Below are 18,709 nucleotides of genomic sequence, written 5' to 3' on the forward strand. Positions count from 1 at the left end.
CGCCAGTCGGCGACGAACGCTGACCAGCCCATTCCGGCGTCTGCTCGCAACGCCGCTGCCACGGCCGACGCGGTGTCACCCGCGCCGTTCCCGGCGGGCGTCGCCCGCAGTGGCCCGGCGAGCCTGGCGCCGACGTCGCGGTAGAAGTGGGCAAGCCCGGCGACGCCGAGGCGGCCGGCGAGCAGCCGGCACGCCAGCCAGGCCTCCTGGTAGGTCTGGGCCAGCCGCCCGTCGGAGCCGTCGAACGCCGCGTCGGCCGGCAGCGTCGTGGGCACCCGCCCGGCCCGCACCTCGACGGCGAGCTCGGCTGCCGCGCGGTCGACCGGCAACCCGGTCACGCCCTCGTGACCGATCTCGTCGGCGAAGCCCTCCACCAGCCAGACCGGCATCCCGGCCGGCGTCTCGGCCGCCGTCGCGAGGTGGGTCAGCTCGTGACGCAGCACGATCCGCCGGCCGTCCGCGGTGAGTCGTCGGTAGACGTCGAGATCCACGACCAGCCGTCCACCGCCCTCACCCGGCGGGGACGACGACGATGACGCCAGGCTCGAGCCGGGCACCGGCAGGACCGCGACCGCGGCCACCGTCCCCACCGGGCCGCCGACTGCCCAGCCGGCCACGGCCCGCAGTCGGACGTCCGAGGCCACCAGCCGGACGTCCACCCGGCGCGCCCAGCTGCCGGGCCGCGGGCCGGCGACGTCGCCGACCGCCGAGGCCACGTCCGCGCGCAGCCGCGCGACCCAGTCCACCGGGACGTCGGCCTCCGCCTGAACGCTCACCACGCCGCCGGGTACCGTCGGCGACGCGGGCCCGGGCGGCCGTCCGGCACAGCCCGCGCCCAGCACGAGGGCGGCCGCGAGCGCCACCAGCGCGCCGACCAGGCCGACCCGCCTGATCAACCGGCGCGGCGATCGCGCCGGCCGGGGCCGGCAGCGTCGGGGCGGTGGGCCGGCCGGGTCCGCTGGCGCGGACCGGGCGCGAACGGCTCCCCCAGCGGAATCGCCTGCTGGGACGGGGTGACCGGCTCCGGGGGCCCGACCTGCTCGGCCGCCATGGCGTCGGTGAGGACGACGTCCAGCGGCGTCACCAGCCGCAGCCTGGGCAGCAGGCCCGCGTCGGCGAGCAACGCCAGCGCGCGCCGCTCGTCCTCGTCCCACTCGACGACCGGAGGCGGAGCGAGCAGCACGGACAGCACACAGTCCGAGCATGCGTCCCCGCGAGCCGAGCAGGTGTCACAGTCGATCAGCATCGCGCTCACCCTCCGTCGTCCGTAGCGCACTGTCGCGGAGACTAGACGGATGGTCCGACAGTTTTCGGGCCGGCGAGCGTCAGCGCTCGAGGCGGGCAAGCAGCGCCGCCGACGGAACGGCCCGGGCGCCGGCGGCGGCGCAGGTCTCGGCGACCTCCCGGTCGGAGGTCACCACGGCGACCGGCCGGCCGGGCGGCTCGGCCCGCACCAGGCGGACGATCTCCTCGTCGGCAAGCTCCCCGAGCCGGCTGAACAGGACCCGCACGCCGCGAGGGGCGGTCACGCCGACCGGCCGGCTGGCGACCGCCGTAGCGTCGAAGACCACCGTGATCTCGGCCTCCGACGCGCGCCCGGCGAGCGGGCCGAGACCGGCGAGCAGCCGGACCCGCTGGGCCTGGAGGGTGAGCGTCCCGTACCCGCGCTTGGTCACGTTGTAGCCGTCGATGATCACGTGAACGCCCGGCACGCTCAGCACCGCGTCGATGATCGTCGGGTCGTCCTCCGGGCGACCACTGGCGCCGACAACGGCCAGCGCGTCGCGCGGCTGGCCGTCGGCCGGAGCGCACAGGTCGGCCGGGCGCAGCACCGTGCTCGACAGGCCGAGCTCCCGCCGAACGCCGTTGGCGGCGCCCATCAGCGTGTCGAGCAGGACCCGCAGCCGGGCGTCGTCGAGGCTGCGGGCGTCACGCCCCTCCCGGCGCGCCGCGGCGAGCGCCGTCTCCAGCTCGCCGACCCTGGCCCGCAGCCGGCGGGACTCGGCCTCGGCGGTACGCACCGCGACGCGCGCCGCGTCCCGGTCGGCGACCGAGGCCGCGATCTCTTCCTGGGCGGACTGTTCCGCCCGCCGGACGCGCTCCGACGAGCCGCGCACCTTCCGGCGCAGGTCGTCGATCTCGCCTCGGCTGGCGGCCAGCTGCTCGCGCAGCTGCTCATGCTCGGCCCGTCCGTTCTCCTGGACGGCGGCCAACGCCTCGGTCAGCCGGCCCACCTCGCGGGACGCCTCGTCGGCCCGGGCCGACATGGCGGCCTGCGCGGACGAGTCGGCGGCCGCGGCGACCAGGGCCTCCCAGCCAGGCGGGCGCAGCACGAAGGCGACGGCGGCCACAGCGGCGGGCGGCGCGGCGGCCGGCGGCCCGGCGGCCGAGGTGATCGCCTCGGCCAGGCCCGGCTGGGTCCGCCGGACCCAGTCGGCGACCCGGCCACGGAAGAGGGCGTCGTGCTCGACCGCCGCCGCGAGCGGAACCGCTCCCTGGCGGGGCCGCCGCGCGGGGGTGAACCGGCGCACCGCGACCAGGCTGGCCGGCACCTCGGCGTCCTCGAGGCCGGCCAGCGTGTCGGCGGCGAAGGCGACGACCTGGGAACGCACCTCCGCCGGCAGCGGCCCACTCACCCGGCGTCCGGCGGAGCGGCTCGACGGTCGGTGAGCGGGTCGACGGGCACTGTGCGGATTCTCCCCTGCGCGGGAACGGGTGGCAGCACTCCAGCCTAGCCCGACCTCGCAACCGTCACCGCCGGTCATGAACGGTCACCATCCCGCACAAGGCGGTTGAGCACGCGATCGTAGCCGGGCCACCGCGGCTCCACGACGACCACCGCACCCAGCCCTCCGCCAGGCCAGTCGATGAACGGGCAGGCCACTTACACACAATCAACGCCCCACAGAACACCACATTGGCGGGTTATGTCACCGGAATAGCGCCCTTGCCGGCCATTTCTGTGATGCATCGTCGACTTCTGTAATCTCGCGTTATCCATCCTCGATTGCTCCGTTATCTGGCAGCGGGGTGTGCTACGAGAGGAACGCCGTGAGCGACCAGAACCCCCCATACCCCCCGGACGGCGGAGGCGGTAGCCCCCCGGCCGGCGGTGGATGGCCGCAGGCCACCCCGGCGCCGGACTGGCAGGCGATGCCCACCACCAAGGCCGAGTCCCCCGGCTGGCCTACCCCGCCCGGACAGACTCCCTCGCCCGCCGCAGGCCAGTGGCCCACCCCTGGTGGATACGGCCAGCCCGGCTACCCCCAGCAGGGCACACCTCCGCCCGGTGGCTACCCCCAGCAGGGCACTCCCCCGCCGGGCGGCTACCCCCAGCCCGGTGGTTACCCCCAGCAGTCGCCGGGCACCCCGCCGCCCCAGTCCACCCCGTACCCGGGCGGCTACTCCCAGCCTCAGACCGGCTACCAGCAGCCGGGGTACGCACAGACCGGCTACCCCCAGCAGGGCTACCAGCAGCCGGGGTACGACCAGGCGGGGTACCCACCGCCCGGCGGCGGACCGAGCTGGCCAGGGCAGCAGGTGCCGGGCCAGCAGCCGCCGAAGTCCAACCGCAACGCCGTCATTCTCATCTCGGCGCTGGCCGCGGTGGCCGCGATCGTGCTCGGCATCGTCATCGCGCTCGCGGTGCATGACGGCGGCGGACACAAGAACACCCCGGTCGCGCAGGGATCGTCGGCGATCGTGAGCCCGGGTGGCGGCCTCACGACGCCGGGCGGACAGCAGCCCGCCACCCCGCCGCTCGTCGCGCACACCACCGCGCCGCCCGGCTGCACGAAGCTGAGCCCGCCGGCCGGTGGCGCGGCCGCCGGCGTCTACGACATCGGGCAGACCGCGACCGTGAAGGGTGACGGCGACACCGACATCAGCACCTACACGGCACGGATCACGCTGAACGGCCTCTGTACCACCACTGCCCCGGTGGAAAGCTACGGCGACCCGCCCAAGAACGGTCTGTTCCTGGTCGCGAACTTCACGGTCGAGATGATCGTCGGTAAGGCGAACGTCTACCCGTTGAGCTTCTTCGGCCAGACGCCGGACGGCAGCCGCTACGACGCCACCTACGACACGGTCGGCTCGCAGCTGAACGCGGACGACCTGGCCGCGGGCCAGAAGGTCACCGGCAACATCGTCTTCGACGTGCCGTCGGACAACCACCTCGTGTACTGGGAGCCGCTGTTCGCCACCTCGCGGGCGAACTACCGGTACTGACAACGCCACAGGGCAGGACCGACGCCCGGTCCTGCCCCTCGGCCGCCGGGCGGGCGCGCGACGCCACCGCGTCGCCCGCCGGCCCTCTGTCATTCGGGCCCTCTGTCATTCGGGCCCTCTGTCGTTCGGGCCCGGCGCCATCCAGCCCCGCCGCCGTTCGGGTCAGGCGCCATTCGGGCCCGGCGCCATTCGGGCCCACTGCCATTCGGTCCCGGCGCCGTTCAGGCCCGCCGCCGTTCGGGTCAGGCGCCGTTCGGGCCCGGCGCCGTCAGGGCCCCGCCGCTGCTCCGGGCCCGGGGCCGGTGCGGGCCGGAGTGCTCCGGCCCGGCGTCGATCGAGCCCGGCCGCGATTGGGGCCCACAGCCGTTCGACCCGCAGATGCTGCGCGGGCCCCGCGTGGTCTGGTCAGGCGAGAGCGGTCCTGATCCGCTCAGCGACCTCGTCGAGTTGCTCGCTCGACGCGTTCGGGTTGGCGAGGCTGAAGTCGAGCTGCTTCTCGCTCTCGATCGGGATCAGGTGGACGTGCGTGTGCGGCACCTCCAGCCCCGCGATGATCGCGGCCACCCGGCGCGGCTGGAACGCCTCCTGGATCGCCCGGCCGACCTTCGCGGCCACGCTCCACAGGTCACGTTGCGCCTCGTCCGGCAGGTCGATCCAGTGGTCGATCTCCAGGCGCGGCACGACGAGGGTGTGCCCGGGGCGGATCGGCGCGATGGTCAGGAACGCGACCGTCTGCTCGTCCTCGTAGACGAACCGACCCGGCAGCTCCCTGTTGATGATCCGGGTGAAGATAGTCGGCATGGCGTGGACCCTATCGAGCCGACGGTCCCCGCCGATCTCCCGCCGCGCCTGGCCCGGGACCGGTCGCGCAGCGTTCGTTTCCGTGACGGATTCACAACACGTCGACCACCGGTGAGCCAAGACACCCGCAATGCGGCATCATGCGCGAGTGGCCGGGTTTGAGACTCACGGGCTTAGGGTCGCGCGCGTCGGGGTCGACTGCGTGGATGTCGACCGAATGATCCGGTTCTGGTCGCGGGCGCTCGGGTACGAGGTCGCCCGCCGGGGCGGGGACAGCGCCGAGCTACGCCACCCGGCGAGCGCCGGCCCGAAGCTGCTGCTGCGGCAGGTCCGCAAGCTGGGTCCCGCCCGCAACCGGCTCCAGCTCGACCTCTACGCGGTGGACGCCGAGCGGGTCGCCGGATGGCTGGCCACCCTGGGCGCCAGACGGGTGCGCCGACTGGAGGCCGCCGGTGAGGCCGGCTACCTGCTCGCCGACCCCGAGGGCAACGAGTTCCGCGTCATCACCGCCGGTCCCGCCGGCTTCACCCGCCCCTTCGGGTGACCAACCATGACCGCGGCCAGCCACCAAACACCGACCGCGGCCAGCCCAAACAAGGCCAGCCCCGCAACATCGTGACCTCGGCCAGCCCTCGACAAGGCCAGCCCAACGCTGTAACCGCGGCCAACCCGCAACACTGTGACCTCGGCCAGCCCCCAACAAGGCCAGCCCCGCACTACGACCGCAGCCACCCCCCCGACAAGGCCAGCGGCTACGCCAGCCGCAGCGCGAGCGCCAGCGACCACGACTCGCCGTGGCTGGCGTAGCCGCGGGCGGGGCCGCCGCCGACAAGGCCAGCGCCCGACGCTGTAGCCGCGGCCCAGCCCCCAGCTCTGGTCTCGTCCAAGAAACACCCACGTGATGTGTCCCGGGGTGTCCCGGCGAGGAAACCTCGTTTGGCCCAGCGGCGCCAGTGCTGCTAGTTCTCCAGCGCCGACCCACACGCAGCTAGCCCGGCCTCACTCCCCGCCCCCAGCCGCCCCACCGGCCCAACCCGTAGCCGCCCCACCGGCCCACCAGTTCCCCCGCGCAACCAGTGATCAAGGCGGCCTCCCGCCCCATCGAGACGCCTTGATCACTCATTGCGCAGGCAAAACGGCGTCCGATGCCCCGATTTGTTCCCTTGTTCCCTGCGCAGTTCTCGATCAAGGGGTCGCAGTTTGCCCAGTCAGCCCGATGATCGGCGTGTGCGCAGGCAAGTCGACGCCTCGGACCGGACCGGCGGGACGGGCGGGACGAGGCCGGACGAAGCGGGACGAGGCCGGACGCGGAGCGGGACGGGGCGGGACCGGCCGGGCCGGGCCGGGCCGGGCGACAGCGCAACCGCCTCGCGGTGTCTTCGTCTAGGTACCGGGCGCCGCCGTAGTCCCGAGCAGGTACAGCGTGAAGGCGACGTTGTGCGCGGAGTACAGCGTGGCGGTGTCGTCGTCGCCGTTCATGCGGCGGTATCGCGCCCGGATGTCCTCGGCCACGGTCCGGACCGCCTGGTACTCCCCGAGCGCGAGGAGCGCGGCGGTGAGGACGCTCGCCGAGGCGAGCGTGTCAGGGTGATCGCCACCCAGGGTGGCGCCCGGGCGGGCGGGCTGGGCGGCCCGGACGCAGCTTGGTCAAGTCGGGGCACCGGCCGGGGCCCTGCGGCAAACGACGTATCGGCTTAGAAGGTCGCGGAAGGAGTCACCAGCAGGGCAGCCATCTGGGCGACGATCCGGCCGCGCGACGGACGACGGGGTGACGGGGTGACCGGGTGACCGGGTGACGTGGGGCGGACGACGTGGGGCGGACGACGTGGGGCGTCGCGCGGATGCCCGGACTGTCGGACCTTGTCACTACGGTCGCGGTGTGTCTCCCGATCACGCCGCGCCGCGACCCGCGCTCCCGACCCCCGGCGCCGCGCCCTCGACACCTGGCGCCGCACCGCCCCGGGCGCCGTCATCTCCTGGCGCCACGTACCCTGCGCCGCCATCTCCCGGCATCCCACCCCGCGCACCCTCACCCCTCAGCGCCTCACCCCTCACACCCTCGCCTCCCAGCGGCACGCCCCTCGCGCTGTCACCACCGGGCACCCCGCCAGCGAGCTCTCGCTTGGCCACGCCGCGCCGCGACTCCGGATCCGGGCCCGGGCCCGGGTCCGTAGCAGCCCGCGACGCCGCGCCCGCTGGCCGGCAGGGCAGCTTCGACGAGCTGGGCCGGCTGCTGAGAGACGTCACGTTCGTCGTGTTCGACCTGGAGACGACGGGCACGGGGCCGACCACCGCCGAGATCACCGAGTTCGGCGCGGTGAAGGTGCGCGGCGGGGAGGTGGTGGCCGAGTTCGCGACGCTGGTGCGCACCTCGACCGGGATACCGCCGCTCATCACCGTGCTGACCGGGATCACCGACGCGATGCTGGCGACTGCCCCGGCGCTCGGCGAGGTGCTGCCGGCTTTCCTGGAGTTCATCCAGGGCACGGTGCTGGTCGCGCACAACGCGGGCTTCGACCTGAGCTTCCTCAAGGCCGCCTGCGAACGCGTCGGATACCCAGTGCCGACCTGGGAGCATCTGGACACCGCCCGGCTGGCGCGCCGGATCGTCACCCGGGACGAGAGTCCCAACAACAAGCTTTCGTCGCTCGCCCGGCTGTTCCGGGCTAACACCGAGCCGTGCCACCGGGCCTTGGCCGACGCACGGGCCACGGTGGACGTGCTGCACGGCCTCTTCGAACGACTCGGCAACCTCGGGGTGACCACCCTCGAGGACGTCCATGCCTACAGTGCCCGGGTCTCCCCCGCCCAGCGCAGGAAACGGGTCCTGGCCGACGACCTGCCCACCGGTCCCGGGGTCTACATCTTCCGGGACGCCACCGGGCGGGTCCTCTACGTTGGCAAGTCGGCGTCCGTCCGGGCCAGGGTGCGCACCTATTTCACCGCCAGCGAGACGCGGAGCCGGATGGCGGAGATGGTGGCCGCCGCCGAACGGGTCGACGCAATCGCGTGCGCGCACGCGCTGGAGGCCGAGGTCCGGGAGCTGCGCCTCATCGCCGAGCACAAGCCGCCGTACAACCGCCGCTCCCGGTTTCCCGAACGCGTCGTCTTCCTGCGGCTGACCGACGAGCCGTTTCCCCGGCTGTCGAAGGTCCGGCAGGTCCGCGCGGACGCGGGCACCTACCTCGGCCCGTTCGGCGGCGCGGGTGGCGCGGAGCTGGCAGGTGACGGCCTGCTCGACGCGGTGGCGCTGCGCCGCTGCGGTGGGCGGCTCTCGCCCCGGGCGACGAGCCCCGCGTGTGCGCTGGCGGACCTGGGCAAGTGCGGCGCTCCCTGCGACGGCCGGCAGTCGGTGGAGGCGTACGGGGACGTCGTCGCCGCCGCTCGCGAAGCGATGACGGGTGACCCGGCGCTGGTCGTCGCGGCGGCCCGGGCGCGGATCGCCGGGCTGGCCGAGCAGACCAGGTTCGAGGAGGCGGCGCTGGTGCGCGACCGGATGGTGGCGTTCGTCCGCGCCGCCGCGCGCCAGCAGCGGCTGACCGCGCTCGGCGCCGTCCCCGAGCTGGTCGGCGCCGTCCCGACAGCCGAGCGCGGCTGGGACCTCGCGGTCGTCAGGCATGGCCGGCTCGCGGCGGCCGCGACGGTCCCCCGCGGGATCGACCCCCGTCCCTGGGTCGACGCGGTAGTGGCCACCGCCGAGACGGTGCGGCCAGGGCCAGGACCGACCCCGGCGGCGACGGTCGAGGAGATGGAGCGCATCGAACGCTGGCTGGGCAGCTCCGGTGCCCGGCTCGTCCAGCTGACCGGAACCTGGGCCTGGCCCGCCGCGAGCGCCCACCGCGCGGCCGCCGAACTCCCGCAGCCACCGCCGATCGAGCGCCGGGAGCCCGTCGAACGCACCGTCCACCAGCCGGGCGTCCTACGCCGCGCCGGCCATTCGTAACAGGCCCGCCGGCCACCCGGCGCAGGCCACAGGCCACCCGGCGCAGGCCACCCGGCGCAGGCCACAGGCCACAGGCCACAGGCCACAGCGAAGATCGGCCAACCTGCTGGCCGACGTGAGGCCAGCCTCACGAGGGCACCGGTCGTTGATCGCCGTTTACGCCCTCGGATGGTTACGATCCGGCTCTGGTTACGACCACGGGAGGGCTGAAACGGCGATCAGCAAGCGCGGCCGTCGCACGCCACCGGCCGAAAACGAGCAGCGGCCCGCTGGCCGACGGGCGGCCCCTGGCGGACAAGGAGCCCGGCCGGCGCACCGGCCACTGGCCGGCGCGCGGACCGTAGGGCGACGCGCAGGTCGTAGGCCGGCGCGCAGGTCGTAGGCCGGCGCGCAGGTCGTAGGCCGGCGCGCAGGTCGTAGGCCGGCGCGCGGACCGTAGGCCGACGCGCGGGTCATAGGCCGGCGCGCGGACCATAGGGCGGCGCGCGGTTCGTAAAGCGGCGCAAAGGCTGAGGGAGGTAGGCCCTCGTGGGCCTACCTCCCTCAGGTGCTGACCGGACTATCTGGTGCTGACCGGACTAGTGGTGCGACCCGCCTACCGGGGCATCGTCGGCTGGCTCCTCGCCTGGCGTCTCCTCGACGAAGAAGCCGGTTACGGCCTTGCGGGCCCGGGTGGCGAGGCCGCCACCCTTGCCGTTGCCGTTGCCCTCGGAATGGTCGCCGGGCGCCGACAGCTCGTACCGGTGCGTCGGAACCTGGTGGTAGTCCGAGACGGGCGGCAGCTTCGGCCGGTGGTCCTCGACGAACTCACCGGTCGGCAGCTGCCGGATGATGCCGGTCTCGATGCCGTGGTGCGCGATGTCGTGATCACGCTTCTGCAGCCCGATGCACAGCTTCTTCGTCGCCACGTACGTGATCGGCGGCACGATGATGAGGCCGATGCGGCCGGCCCACGTCATCGCGTTCAGCGAGATGCTGAACGTCTTCGCGATGACGTCGTTGCCACCCGAGATCAGCAGCACCAGGTAGAAGCTGATCGACATCATGCCGATGCCGGTGCGGGTCGGAGCGTCCCGCGGTCGCTGCAGCAGGTTGTGGGACTCGCGGTCGCCGGTGAACATCGACTCGAGCCACGGCCACAGCGCCAGCAACGTGAACAGGATGCCCGGCAGGATCACGGTCGGCCAGAAGACCGCTGGGATGGTGTGCCCGAGCCCGCGGAACTCCCAGGGCGGCATCAGACGGGTCGAGCCGTCGAGGAAGCCGATGTAGAAGTCAGGCTGCGACGCGGAGGACACCTTCGAGGGGTCATACGGCCCGAAGATCCAGATCGGGTTGATCTGCGCGAGGCCACCCAGCAGGGCCAGCATCGCGAAGACCATCATGAAGAACGCGCCGGACTTCACCGCGAACACCGGGAAGACCCGGTGGCCCACGACGTTGTCCTCGGTCTTGCCGGGGCCCGGGAAGTCGGTGTGCTTCTGGAACCAGAGGATGCCGAGGTGCGCGCCGATCAGGGCGAGCAGCAGTCCTGGCACCAGCAGGATGTGTACGACGTAGAGCCGGGGCAGCAGGTCGGTTCCCGGCCACTCCCCGTTGAACACCAGGAACGACGCCCAGGTGCCGATCACCGGGATCGACTGGGCGATCGACGCCGCGATCCGCAGGCCGGTGCCGGAGAGCAGGTCGTCCGGCAGCGAGTAGCCGGCGAAGCCCTCCAGCGTGCCCAGCACCAGCAGTCCGACACCGATCAACCAGTTGATCTCACGCGGCTTGCGGTAGGCGCCGGTGAAGAACACCCGGAAGCAGTGCACGATGATCGACGCCACGAACAGCAGCGCGGCCCAGTGGTGGATCTGCCGGAAGATCAGCCCGGCCCGGGTGTCGAAGCTGATGTCCAGCGTCGAGGCGTACGCCCGGCTCATCTCCACGCCCTTGAGCGGGACGTACGAGCCGTGGTAGATGACCTCGGTGTTGCTGGGGTCGAAGAACAGCGTCAGGTAGATCCCGGTCAGCAGCAGAATGATGAAGCTGTAGAGCGCGATCTCACCGATCATGAACGACCAGTGGTCGGGGAAGACCTTGTTCAGGTTCTCCCGCAGCGCCCGCTGGGTGTGGAAACGCTCGTCCACCGCCCGGTTGGCCTTGCGGACCGGGCTTGGCCGCTTCTCGAACTTGGGGGCCGGCGCCGAGGGCCCGACCGACCCGGCCGTCGTCGTCATGAGCGCTCCCAGAACGCGGGCCCGACCGGCTGGTCGTAGTCGCCGTCCCTGGCGATGAGGAAGCCCTCACCGTCGACGCCGAGCGCGAGCTGCGGCAGCGACCGGCTGGCCGGGCCGAAGATGGCGCGGCAGCCGTCCGGGACGTCGAACACCGACTGGTGGCACGGGCACAGCAGGTGATGGGTCTGCTGCTCGTAGAGGCTGACCGGGCAGCCAGCGTGCGTGCAGATCTTGGAGTAGGCGACGAGCCCGTTGATTTCCCAGGTCTCCCGGCCGGGCCGCGGCTTGTTCAGGCCGGGCTCCATGCGGACCAGGATTGTGGTGCTGTCGCCCTTGGTCGCCAGGTCCAGCTGCGGCGCGAAGCTCTTCTTGCCGCTCGCGTCGGTGACCGGAAGCGCGGGGAACACGGTCTCGATGCCGCCGATGGAGATGTCGCCCAGCTTCACGAACCGGCCCTCGCTGGTGACCATCCGCGCGCCCTTCACCCAGTGGGTGTGGTCGAGCTTCTTGCCCGGCTTGGAGTTCGTGAGGTTCAGCAGCGGGACGACGAGCAGGCCACCGAGGACCGTGCCGGCGCCGAGCAGGCTACGGCGCAGCAGCTTGTGCTGGCCGAGGCCCATGTCGACCCAGCCGAGTGCCATCTCCTCTTCGAGGACGGCGGTCTCTTCTTCGGTGCTCTTGAAGCCATGCCGGTCCTGGACTGCATGCACGTGCGGCATGAGCCGCTTGGCCCAGAGGATCATGCCGACACCCAGGCCACCGAGCGCCAGTGCGAGCGCAATGCCCAGGCACGGCGTGTAGTAGCCCTTGTGCTTGTCGCCGACGAAGTTCGCGACGATGAAGCCGAGGGTGCCGATCACCGAGAGGGTGAACCAGACCGCGATCAGCCGCTCGGAGCGGCGCTGGGCCCGGCGGTCGACGTCCTCGGCGCGCGGCGGCCGGGGCGCGACGTCCCCCTGCCGCCAGGACGTGTGCTCCACCAGCTGGGTGGAGTCGGTCGGCGCCGGCGGGGTGGCGAGCACCTCCGGCCGGTCACCGCCCGCCGAGCCGCCACCGGCCGGGCGCTTCACCCGGTCGAAGACGCTCCCGCCGCCATCGGCGGGAGTCTCGTGCTCGCTCATACCTTCTGCCTCGCTCCGATCCACAGGCACACACCGAGCAGGCCACCGATGCCGACGAGGATCGCCAAGAGGCCCTCGGGGACCGGGCCGTAGGCGCCCAGCTTGTCACCGCCGGGGCTCGTGGCGTCACGGCTGGCCACGATGTACGCGGCGATCGCCTTGGCGCTGTTGTCGTCGAGCTGGCCCTGCCCGAAGACGGGCATCGACTCGGGGCCGACCCGCATGGCCTCGAGGATCTGCTCAGGGGTTGCGTTCGTCAGCGCCGGCGCGTACTTGCCATACGTCAGCGGAGCGCCCTGCCCGGCGACCTGATGGCACTGCGCGCAGTTCGACCGGTAGAGCTCGCCGCCGAAGGCCATGTCGGCGTCCGCGAGCTCCTTCTGCGTGATGGTCGGCTTCTCGAGACCGCCGCCCAACGTCTGGATGTAGGCCGCGATCTGGTCGATCTGGGTCTGCGAGTAGCTCGGGTCCTTGCGCTTGGCCTGCGCGGCGGCGCCGGCGAGCGGCATCCGCCCGGTCGACACCTGGAAGTCGACCGCGGCCGAACCGACACCGATCAGGCTCGGGCCGGACTGGGTCCCGCTGGCGTTGAGCCCGTGACAGGTCGAGCAGCCCTGCAGGTAGAGGGCCTGGCCGTTGCGGACGGCCTCGCTCTCGGTCGGGTCCGCCGCGTTGCCAGTCGGGGCGAACACCGACCACAGCACGCCCGTGGCCAGGAGGGCCAGCGACAGGACCAGCGCGGACGACCGGCGTCGGCGCTTGGCGCTGACCGGCCGGGACCCGCGGACCCGCGGCGTGAGCCGCCCGCGCACGCGGACGGGCCGTTCGGCGACCGGGCTCGCTGCCTCGTCGTCCGCGTCCACCAGCTCGGTGACGGAGGCGTCGACCGGCTCGGTGGCGTCCGCGGGCGGGGTCATCTCGTGAGATGCAGTCATGTCGCTCACTGGAGGAGGTAGATGGTCGCGAACAGGCCGATCCAGACCACGTCGACGAAGTGCCAGTAGTACGACACGACGATCGCGGTAGTGGCCTTCTCCGGCGTGTAGCGGCCGAAGGTGGACCTGGCCAGGACCATGAGGAACGCGATCAGACCACCGATCACGTGCAGACCGTGGAAGCCGCTGGTCAGGTAGTACACCGAGCCGTACGCGTGTGAGTTCAGCCCGAAGTCGTTCTCCCGGAAGAACTCGTTCGCCTGGCCGAGGACGAAGGTCAGGCCCATCAGGAACGAGATCGTGTACCAGCGGCGCAGCCCGTACACGTCGCCACGTTCGGCGGCGAAGACGCCCAGCTGGCACGTCACGCTGGAGAGAACCAGGATGATCGTGAAGATCAGCGCGTAGACGACGTGTAGGTGCACCGGGCCGATGCCCGAGCCCTTCGGGTCGCCGGTCGCGGGCGGCCAGTTGCCGCTGTTGACCGAACGGATCGTGTAGAACATCGCGAACAACGCCGCGAAGAACATGAGCTCCGACGACAGCCACACCACGGTGCCAACCGAGACCATCGACGGACGGTTGGACATGGGATGTGGCGGCGGAGCCTTCTCAAGGACGGGTGCCGTGGCCACGCTGGTCATTCTGGCACGCCTCGACGCAGGCGCCACCGAAGGTTCGACAATCGGTAGGACTACGGCCCGTCGAGGAGCCGCCGACCCACCTCCTACGGGCCGTAGAAGACCTCCGGACGCCCGCCGGACACCCGTCGAAACCCCACCCGCCCGCCGCCCACGGTCGCTCGCCCAGCGACGGCACGACGTGGGAAAAATCCTCAGAACCCGTTAACCGCAGGGTCTTCCGCATGTCGGACGCACGCGGGCGGTCGCTCGCAACGACCGGCCGGCCGCCCCGGGTGCCCGACCGGCGCCAGATGTGCCGCGACTCACTCCCCCACCAGTCCGGCAACAGCCTTCCGACGCGCGGCGAGCAGCCGTTGGCGGCTCAGCGGGCCGAGCGGCACGCCCGGAAACGAGACAACCTCCCCGCGCGTGGCGGGGAGGTTGTCGTAGCGGGCCTGACGGGACCGCGAGGGGATCAGCCAGGCTCGCGAAGGTCGGCGCTAGGAAACGGGCACAGCGGCGCGGCTGACGGTCACCCAGCGCTCCAGCAGCGCGGTCGCCGCGCCGGAGTCCAGCGCCGAGGCGGCCCGGTCCAGCTGTCCGCGCAGCTGCTCGGTGATCGGCGCCTCGGTCGGTCCGGCCGCCGCGACGAGGGCCGCGGCCGCGGCCAGCAGCACCGCGTCCCGCACCGGCCCCTGCTTGCCGGCGAACACCGCGCGGGCGACGCCGGCGTTGAACCGCGCGTCCGCGCCGCGCAGCGCGTCCCGGTCCGGCACGTCGATGCCGACGTCACGCGGGTCGAAGCGCTCCGTCCGCAGCTCGCCGCCGTTCGCCGCCCAGATCGTCGACGGCGCGCACGGGCTGAGCTCGTCCAGGCCGTCGTCGCCCCGGAACACCAGCGCCCTGGTGCCCCGGTCGGCGAGCACCTGCGCCACGACCGGGGCGAGCGGCGCGTGGCCGACCCCGATGGACTGGGCGCCCGGGCGGGCCGGGTTGGTGAGGGGGCCGAGGATGTTGAAGGCCGTCGGCACCGCCAGCTCCGAGCGGACGGCGGCGACGAAGCGCATCGCCGGGTGGAACGTCCGGGCGAAGCAGAAGGTGATCCCAACCTCGGTCAGCGTCCGGGCGACGCCGTCCGGTGCCAGGTCGATGACGACACCGAGCTCCTCCAGCAGGTCTGCCGACCCGCAGGACGACGATGACGCCCGGTTGCCGTGTTTGACGACCGGCACGCCGAGGGCCGCCACGACGACCGCGGCCATCGTCGACAGGTTCACGGTGTGCGACCGGTCGCCGCCCGTCCCGCACGTGTCGACGGCGGCGCTCAGCAGCGCCGCGTCGGCCCGCACGGGCAGGGCGAACTCCAGCATCGACGCGACCAGCCCGCCGATCTCGGCCGCCGTCTCGCCCTTGGCCCGCAGCCCGGTGACGAATCCGGCGATCTGGGCATTGGTCGCGACGCCGGACATGATCTGGTTCATCGCCCAGGCGGTCTGGTCGGCGGCCAGGTCCTTGCCGTCGATCAGCGGCTGGAGCAGGTCGGGCCAGGTGTGCCCCGCGGCCTGGACGAGCGGCTCGGCGTCCGTGGTCGCCGAGCCGGTCATGGCGTGATCGCGGCGTGCGAGGCGTAGGTGACGGGCCGGCGGACCGGGTCGCCGGCCGCGCGGGCCAGCAGCAGCTCGACGACCGCGGCCGTCAGCTCGTCCGGGTCGACCGGGTGGGTCACCACCGCGTCGGCGAGCGACCAGGTCGCCAGCCAGCGGTCGTCCGGGCGGGCGACCAGCAGCAGGGTGGGCGGGCAGTCGGTGATCTCGTTCTTGAGCTGCCGGGACAGCCCCATCCCGCCTTCCGGGGTCGCCTCGGCGTCGAGGACGCAGAGGTCGGCCTCGCCGTGGTCGACGGCGGACAGCAGAACGCGGCCGTCGGCCACGTCCACGAACTCGATCTCGCCGAGCCGCGGGTCGGGGAAGGTGCCGATGGCAGCCTTGACGCGCGCGCGCACGTCAGCACGGTCGGCGTACACCAGGACGGTGCTCATGTCCTCGCGGCCTTTCGCTTCGAGGTACCGCCGCGGTGGGCGGCGGGCGGCACTCCGCCGCCGGCGGCACTAGCGTGTCCGCGGCAGGTCACGTGGCGCACGCCACGACGACGGGAGTCCGCTGCGAGGGTATCGGACCGAGCGCGATACGGTCTGGCCACCTGCGGATCCGCCGCCCCCCGGCGCGCCTCGCGACCCAGGTCACACCCCCCGGAATTTGCCATCGCTCCGTTCCCGGATCGATACTGAGACTCGTTCTCAGAACGTCTCACGGGCCGCCCCGACGCGGGGCCGCAGGCCCGCTTCCAGCCGCAGAGGGGGTGACGCGTGCCAGAACAGCAGGAGCTTCGGCTGACCAGGCAGCGCGCCGCCGTGCTGGCGGTACTCCGGTCGGCGCACGACCATCCGACCGCGGCGGAGGTCTACGAGCGGGTCCGCGCGGTCGCGCCCGGCATCGGCAGCGCCACCGTCTACCGCTCGCTCGCTCTGCTGGTCACCACCGGCCACGCCCTGGAGCTCAACCTGGGCGCCGGGGCCGCCGCCCGCTATGACGCGAACACCGACCGCCATGACCACGCGGTCTGTGACCGCTGTGGGCGGGCGGTCGACATCGACCACCCCATCCCCATCGGGATGGTGGCGGAGATCGCCCGGAACTCGGGCTTCTCCATAACCGGCTACGACCTGCAGTTCCGCGGCCTGTGCCCGGACTGCACGGCGGACGCTCTGGGTGACGTGCGGGTACAGCCTCGCGTGGCCCATGGCGCCAGCGCCGACCTGGCCGGCCGCACTGACCCCGGTACGCCCGGCGGCGCTTGACGACCTCCGCGGACCACACCGGGAGCAACGTCCAACTCGACCAAGGAGCATGCATGCCCAAGCTCGAAGGCACCAAGACCCACACGAACCTCAAGGAGGCCTTCGCCGGCGAGAGCCAGGCCAACCGCCGCTACCTGTACTTCGCGCGCCGCGCCGACATCGAGGGCCTGACCGACGCCTCCTCGCTGTTCCGTGACACGGCGGAGGGCGAGACCGGCCACGCCTTCGGCCACATGGACTTCCTGGCCGAGGTCGGCGACCCGGCGACCGACCAGCCGGTCGGCAGCACCGCCAAGAACCTGGCCTCGGCCGTCGCCGGTGAGACCTACGAGTTCACCGCGATGTACCCCGGCTTCGCCAAGGACGCCCGCGAGGAGGGCTTCGAGGAGATCGCCGACTGGTTCGCGACGCTGGCCCGGGCCGAGAAGACCCACGCCGGCCGGTTCCAGAAGGCCCTGGACGCCGTCCTCGCCGAGGCCGACGCCTGAGTCAGCCTCCTCGGCTGACGGCACCACGCCGACACCGGCGCACCAGCCGGCCGGCACAGCACCCACTCGGGCCGGGGCATCTCGGGCCCGGCGACCTCGTTCGGTCGCCGGCGTCCGGAGCCCCGGCCCGCGCCTTTCCCGGCACCGCGGCTAGACGGCCGCGGCGGCTGGGCAGGAACAGGCCTGGGCGAGAAGCCTCCCGCCTGGGACGCTGGACCGAATCACCTGAACCAGGGGGTTACCGATGACGCTGACCGTCCAGGACATCACGACCGACCACCAGGCGTACGCGGCCGGGCGGGCAGAGACCCGCAAGCGCATGATCCCGGTCCGGGCCGAGCGGCGCGTCCGGGTCGGCGACATCCTCGTCTTCGAGTTCGAGAACCAGGCGACGCTGCAGTACCAGGTGCAGGAGATGGTCTACACCGAGCGGCTGTCCGACCCGTCCGACGTCGAGCACGAGATCGAGGTCTACGGCCGGCTGATGCCGACCAGCCACTCGCTGACCGCCACGATGTTCGTCGAGCTCAAGGGCACCGACTCGGTCCGCGACGAGCTGCGGCACCTGGCCGGCCTGCAGAACGCGCTCTCGCTGGAGATCGACGGCGAGACCGTCGCCGCGGAGGAGATCCGCGGCCCCGACGAGGACCTGAGCGTCCCGAGCGAGACCGTCTCGGTGCACATGTTCCGGTTCCCGCTGAACGACGAGCAGCGGGACAGGTTCCGTGACCCCGCGGTCACCGTCGAGCTGGCCGTCGACCACGAGGCCTACAGCGACTCGACCCCCGTCGAGGGCGCCACCCGCCGGTCGCTCATCGCCGACCTCACCCTGCGCTGACCGCCCCCGCGACGCCCCCGCCGGGGTCCGTCACCGCTACGCTCGATGCCATGATCGGGGACTTGCGGGACGAGATCGTGTACGAGCCCGAGCGGGACGGCGAGCCCGACCCGGGCGAGGTGGTGTGGGCGTGGGTGCCCTTCGAGGAGGACGCGAGCCAGGGCAAGGACCGGCCGGTCCTGCTGATCGGCGTCCGGGGTGACCGGCTGCTCGGCCTGATGCTGACCAGCAAGGACCACGACCGGGACGCCGAGCAGGAGGCGCGCCACGGCCGGCACTGGATGGACGTCGGCACCGGCGGCTGGGACCGGGAGGGGCGGCCGAGCGAGGTCCGGCTCGACCGGCTGCTCGTCCTCGACCCGGACCGGGTGCGCCGCGAGGGCTCCGCGCTGCGGCCCGCGGTGTTCGAGCAGGTCGTCGAGGCGGCACTGCGCTTCCAGGACTGAGGGCTTCCAGGACTGAGCCCCGCTTGGAGAACTGAGACAGCCCGGCAGAAAGGCGTGGGGCGCGGGGGTGGGGGGGTCCGGGCACCCCCCCCCCCCCCGCGGGGGGGGGGCGCCCCCGCCCCCCCCCCCGCGGCGGTGCCGCGGCACGGCGGATGTCCTGCGAGGCAGGTGTCGTGGTGAGGCGGGTGTCGCGACGGAGCGGTCC

General features: G+C 72.7%; 17 protein-coding genes and 1 pseudogene. 7 read left to right on the forward strand and 11 right to left on the reverse strand.

The window, feature by feature from the left end; all coding sequences use genetic code 11:
- The 3 genes and pseudogenes from I6A60_RS25540 to I6A60_RS25550 all read right to left on the reverse strand — a co-directional run.
- Nucleotides 1-896: pseudogene (locus I6A60_RS25540) on the reverse strand (hypothetical protein); the annotation flags it as partial.
- Nucleotides 893-1,246 carry a hypothetical protein gene (locus I6A60_RS25545; protein ID WP_203017387.1) on the reverse strand — a complete coding sequence of 118 codons (354 nt, stop codon included), beginning with the start codon at nucleotides 1,244-1,246 and terminating at the stop codon, nucleotides 893-895. The gene I6A60_RS25545 and the pseudogene I6A60_RS25540, both read right to left, overlap by 4 nt.
- A 79-nt stretch (nucleotides 1,247-1,325) precedes the next feature.
- Entirely contained in the window at nucleotides 1,326-2,636 is a 1,311-nt protein-coding gene (locus tag I6A60_RS25550) for an NYN domain-containing protein (protein WP_203042028.1), read from the reverse strand.
- 415 nt (nucleotides 2,637-3,051) lie between these two features.
- On the opposite strand from I6A60_RS25550, the gene I6A60_RS25555 reads away from it, so the two are divergent.
- The gene (locus I6A60_RS25555; protein ID WP_203017325.1) at nucleotides 3,052-4,230 is read left to right on the forward strand and encodes a DUF4352 domain-containing protein; all 1,179 of its coding nucleotides are present in this window, start codon (nucleotides 3,052-3,054) and stop codon (nucleotides 4,228-4,230) included.
- A gap of 405 nt (nucleotides 4,231-4,635) precedes the next feature.
- Here the strand turns inward: I6A60_RS25555 and I6A60_RS25560 are convergent, their stop codons facing one another.
- Nucleotides 4,636-5,031 carry an HIT family protein gene (locus tag I6A60_RS25560; RefSeq protein WP_203021897.1) on the reverse strand — a complete coding sequence of 132 codons (396 nt, stop codon included), beginning with the start codon at nucleotides 5,029-5,031 and terminating at the stop codon, nucleotides 4,636-4,638.
- A 130-nt stretch (nucleotides 5,032-5,161) separates the two neighbouring features.
- Here I6A60_RS25560 and I6A60_RS25565 point away from each other — a divergent pair, with 130 nt between their 5' ends.
- On the forward strand, nucleotides 5,162-5,575 hold the full coding sequence (locus I6A60_RS25565; protein WP_203021896.1) for a VOC family protein: 414 nt from the start codon (nucleotides 5,162-5,164) through the stop codon (nucleotides 5,573-5,575).
- A gap of 839 nt (nucleotides 5,576-6,414) precedes the next feature.
- Here I6A60_RS25565 and I6A60_RS42940 read toward each other — a convergent pair.
- Nucleotides 6,415-6,543 (reverse strand): hypothetical protein, encoded by a 129-nt coding sequence (locus I6A60_RS42940; RefSeq protein ID WP_255545290.1) that lies wholly within the window; start codon nucleotides 6,541-6,543, stop codon nucleotides 6,415-6,417.
- Nucleotides 6,544-7,153: 610 nt separating this feature from the next.
- Here I6A60_RS42940 and I6A60_RS25570 point away from each other — a divergent pair.
- On the forward strand, nucleotides 7,154-8,974 hold the full coding sequence (locus I6A60_RS25570) for a DEDD exonuclease domain-containing protein (protein WP_203021894.1): 1,821 nt from the start codon (nucleotides 7,154-7,156) through the stop codon (nucleotides 8,972-8,974).
- 578 nt (nucleotides 8,975-9,552) lie between these two features.
- On the opposite strand, the gene I6A60_RS25575 is transcribed toward I6A60_RS25570, so the two are convergent.
- From I6A60_RS25575 to I6A60_RS25600, 6 genes are all read right to left on the reverse strand, one after another.
- Nucleotides 9,553-11,196, reverse strand: coding sequence for a ubiquinol-cytochrome c reductase cytochrome b subunit (locus tag I6A60_RS25575; protein WP_203021893.1), 1,644 nt, complete (start codon nucleotides 11,194-11,196; stop codon nucleotides 9,553-9,555).
- The gene (locus I6A60_RS25580; protein ID WP_203021892.1) at nucleotides 11,193-12,317 is read right to left on the reverse strand and encodes a ubiquinol-cytochrome c reductase iron-sulfur subunit; all 1,125 of its coding nucleotides are present in this window, start codon (nucleotides 12,315-12,317) and stop codon (nucleotides 11,193-11,195) included. The genes I6A60_RS25575 and I6A60_RS25580 overlap by 4 nt, the downstream gene beginning before the upstream one ends.
- Nucleotides 12,314-13,234 carry a c-type cytochrome gene (locus I6A60_RS25585; protein ID WP_374113322.1) on the reverse strand — a complete coding sequence of 307 codons (921 nt, stop codon included), beginning with the start codon at nucleotides 13,232-13,234 and terminating at the stop codon, nucleotides 12,314-12,316. The genes I6A60_RS25580 and I6A60_RS25585 overlap by 4 nt, the downstream gene beginning before the upstream one ends.
- Before the next feature lie 23 nt (nucleotides 13,235-13,257).
- Nucleotides 13,258-13,896, reverse strand: coding sequence for a heme-copper oxidase subunit III (locus I6A60_RS25590; protein WP_203021891.1), 639 nt, complete (start codon nucleotides 13,894-13,896; stop codon nucleotides 13,258-13,260).
- Nucleotides 13,897-14,375: 479 nt separating this feature from the next.
- A complete protein-coding gene (trpD, locus tag I6A60_RS25595) occupies nucleotides 14,376-15,479 on the reverse strand; it encodes an anthranilate phosphoribosyltransferase (protein WP_203021890.1) in 1,104 nt (367 codons plus the stop codon).
- A complete protein-coding gene (locus tag I6A60_RS25600; RefSeq protein WP_013422969.1) occupies nucleotides 15,476-15,913 on the reverse strand; it encodes a response regulator transcription factor in 438 nt (145 codons plus the stop codon). The genes trpD and I6A60_RS25600 overlap by 4 nt, the downstream gene beginning before the upstream one ends.
- Before the next feature lie 327 nt (nucleotides 15,914-16,240).
- Between I6A60_RS25600 and I6A60_RS25605 the strand changes: the two genes are divergently transcribed.
- From I6A60_RS25605 to I6A60_RS25620, 4 genes are all read left to right on the forward strand, one after another.
- Entirely contained in the window at nucleotides 16,241-16,732 is a 492-nt protein-coding gene (locus I6A60_RS25605) for a transcriptional repressor (RefSeq protein WP_203021889.1), read from the forward strand.
- A 53-nt stretch (nucleotides 16,733-16,785) separates the two neighbouring features.
- On the forward strand, nucleotides 16,786-17,220 hold the full coding sequence (locus I6A60_RS25610; protein ID WP_203021888.1) for a rubrerythrin family protein: 435 nt from the start codon (nucleotides 16,786-16,788) through the stop codon (nucleotides 17,218-17,220).
- A 244-nt stretch (nucleotides 17,221-17,464) separates the two neighbouring features.
- Nucleotides 17,465-18,058 (forward strand): DUF3501 family protein, encoded by a 594-nt coding sequence (locus I6A60_RS25615; protein WP_203017508.1) that lies wholly within the window; start codon nucleotides 17,465-17,467, stop codon nucleotides 18,056-18,058.
- A 50-nt stretch (nucleotides 18,059-18,108) separates the two neighbouring features.
- Nucleotides 18,109-18,504, forward strand: a complete 396-nt coding sequence (locus I6A60_RS25620; RefSeq protein WP_203017506.1) for a type II toxin-antitoxin system PemK/MazF family toxin — start codon at nucleotides 18,109-18,111, stop codon at nucleotides 18,502-18,504.
- The last annotated feature ends 205 nt before the right edge of the window (nucleotides 18,505-18,709 follow it).

This window comes from Frankia sp. AgB1.9 (assembly GCF_016786355.1).
Lineage (GTDB): Bacteria > Actinomycetota > Actinomycetes > Frankiales > Frankiaceae > Pseudofrankia.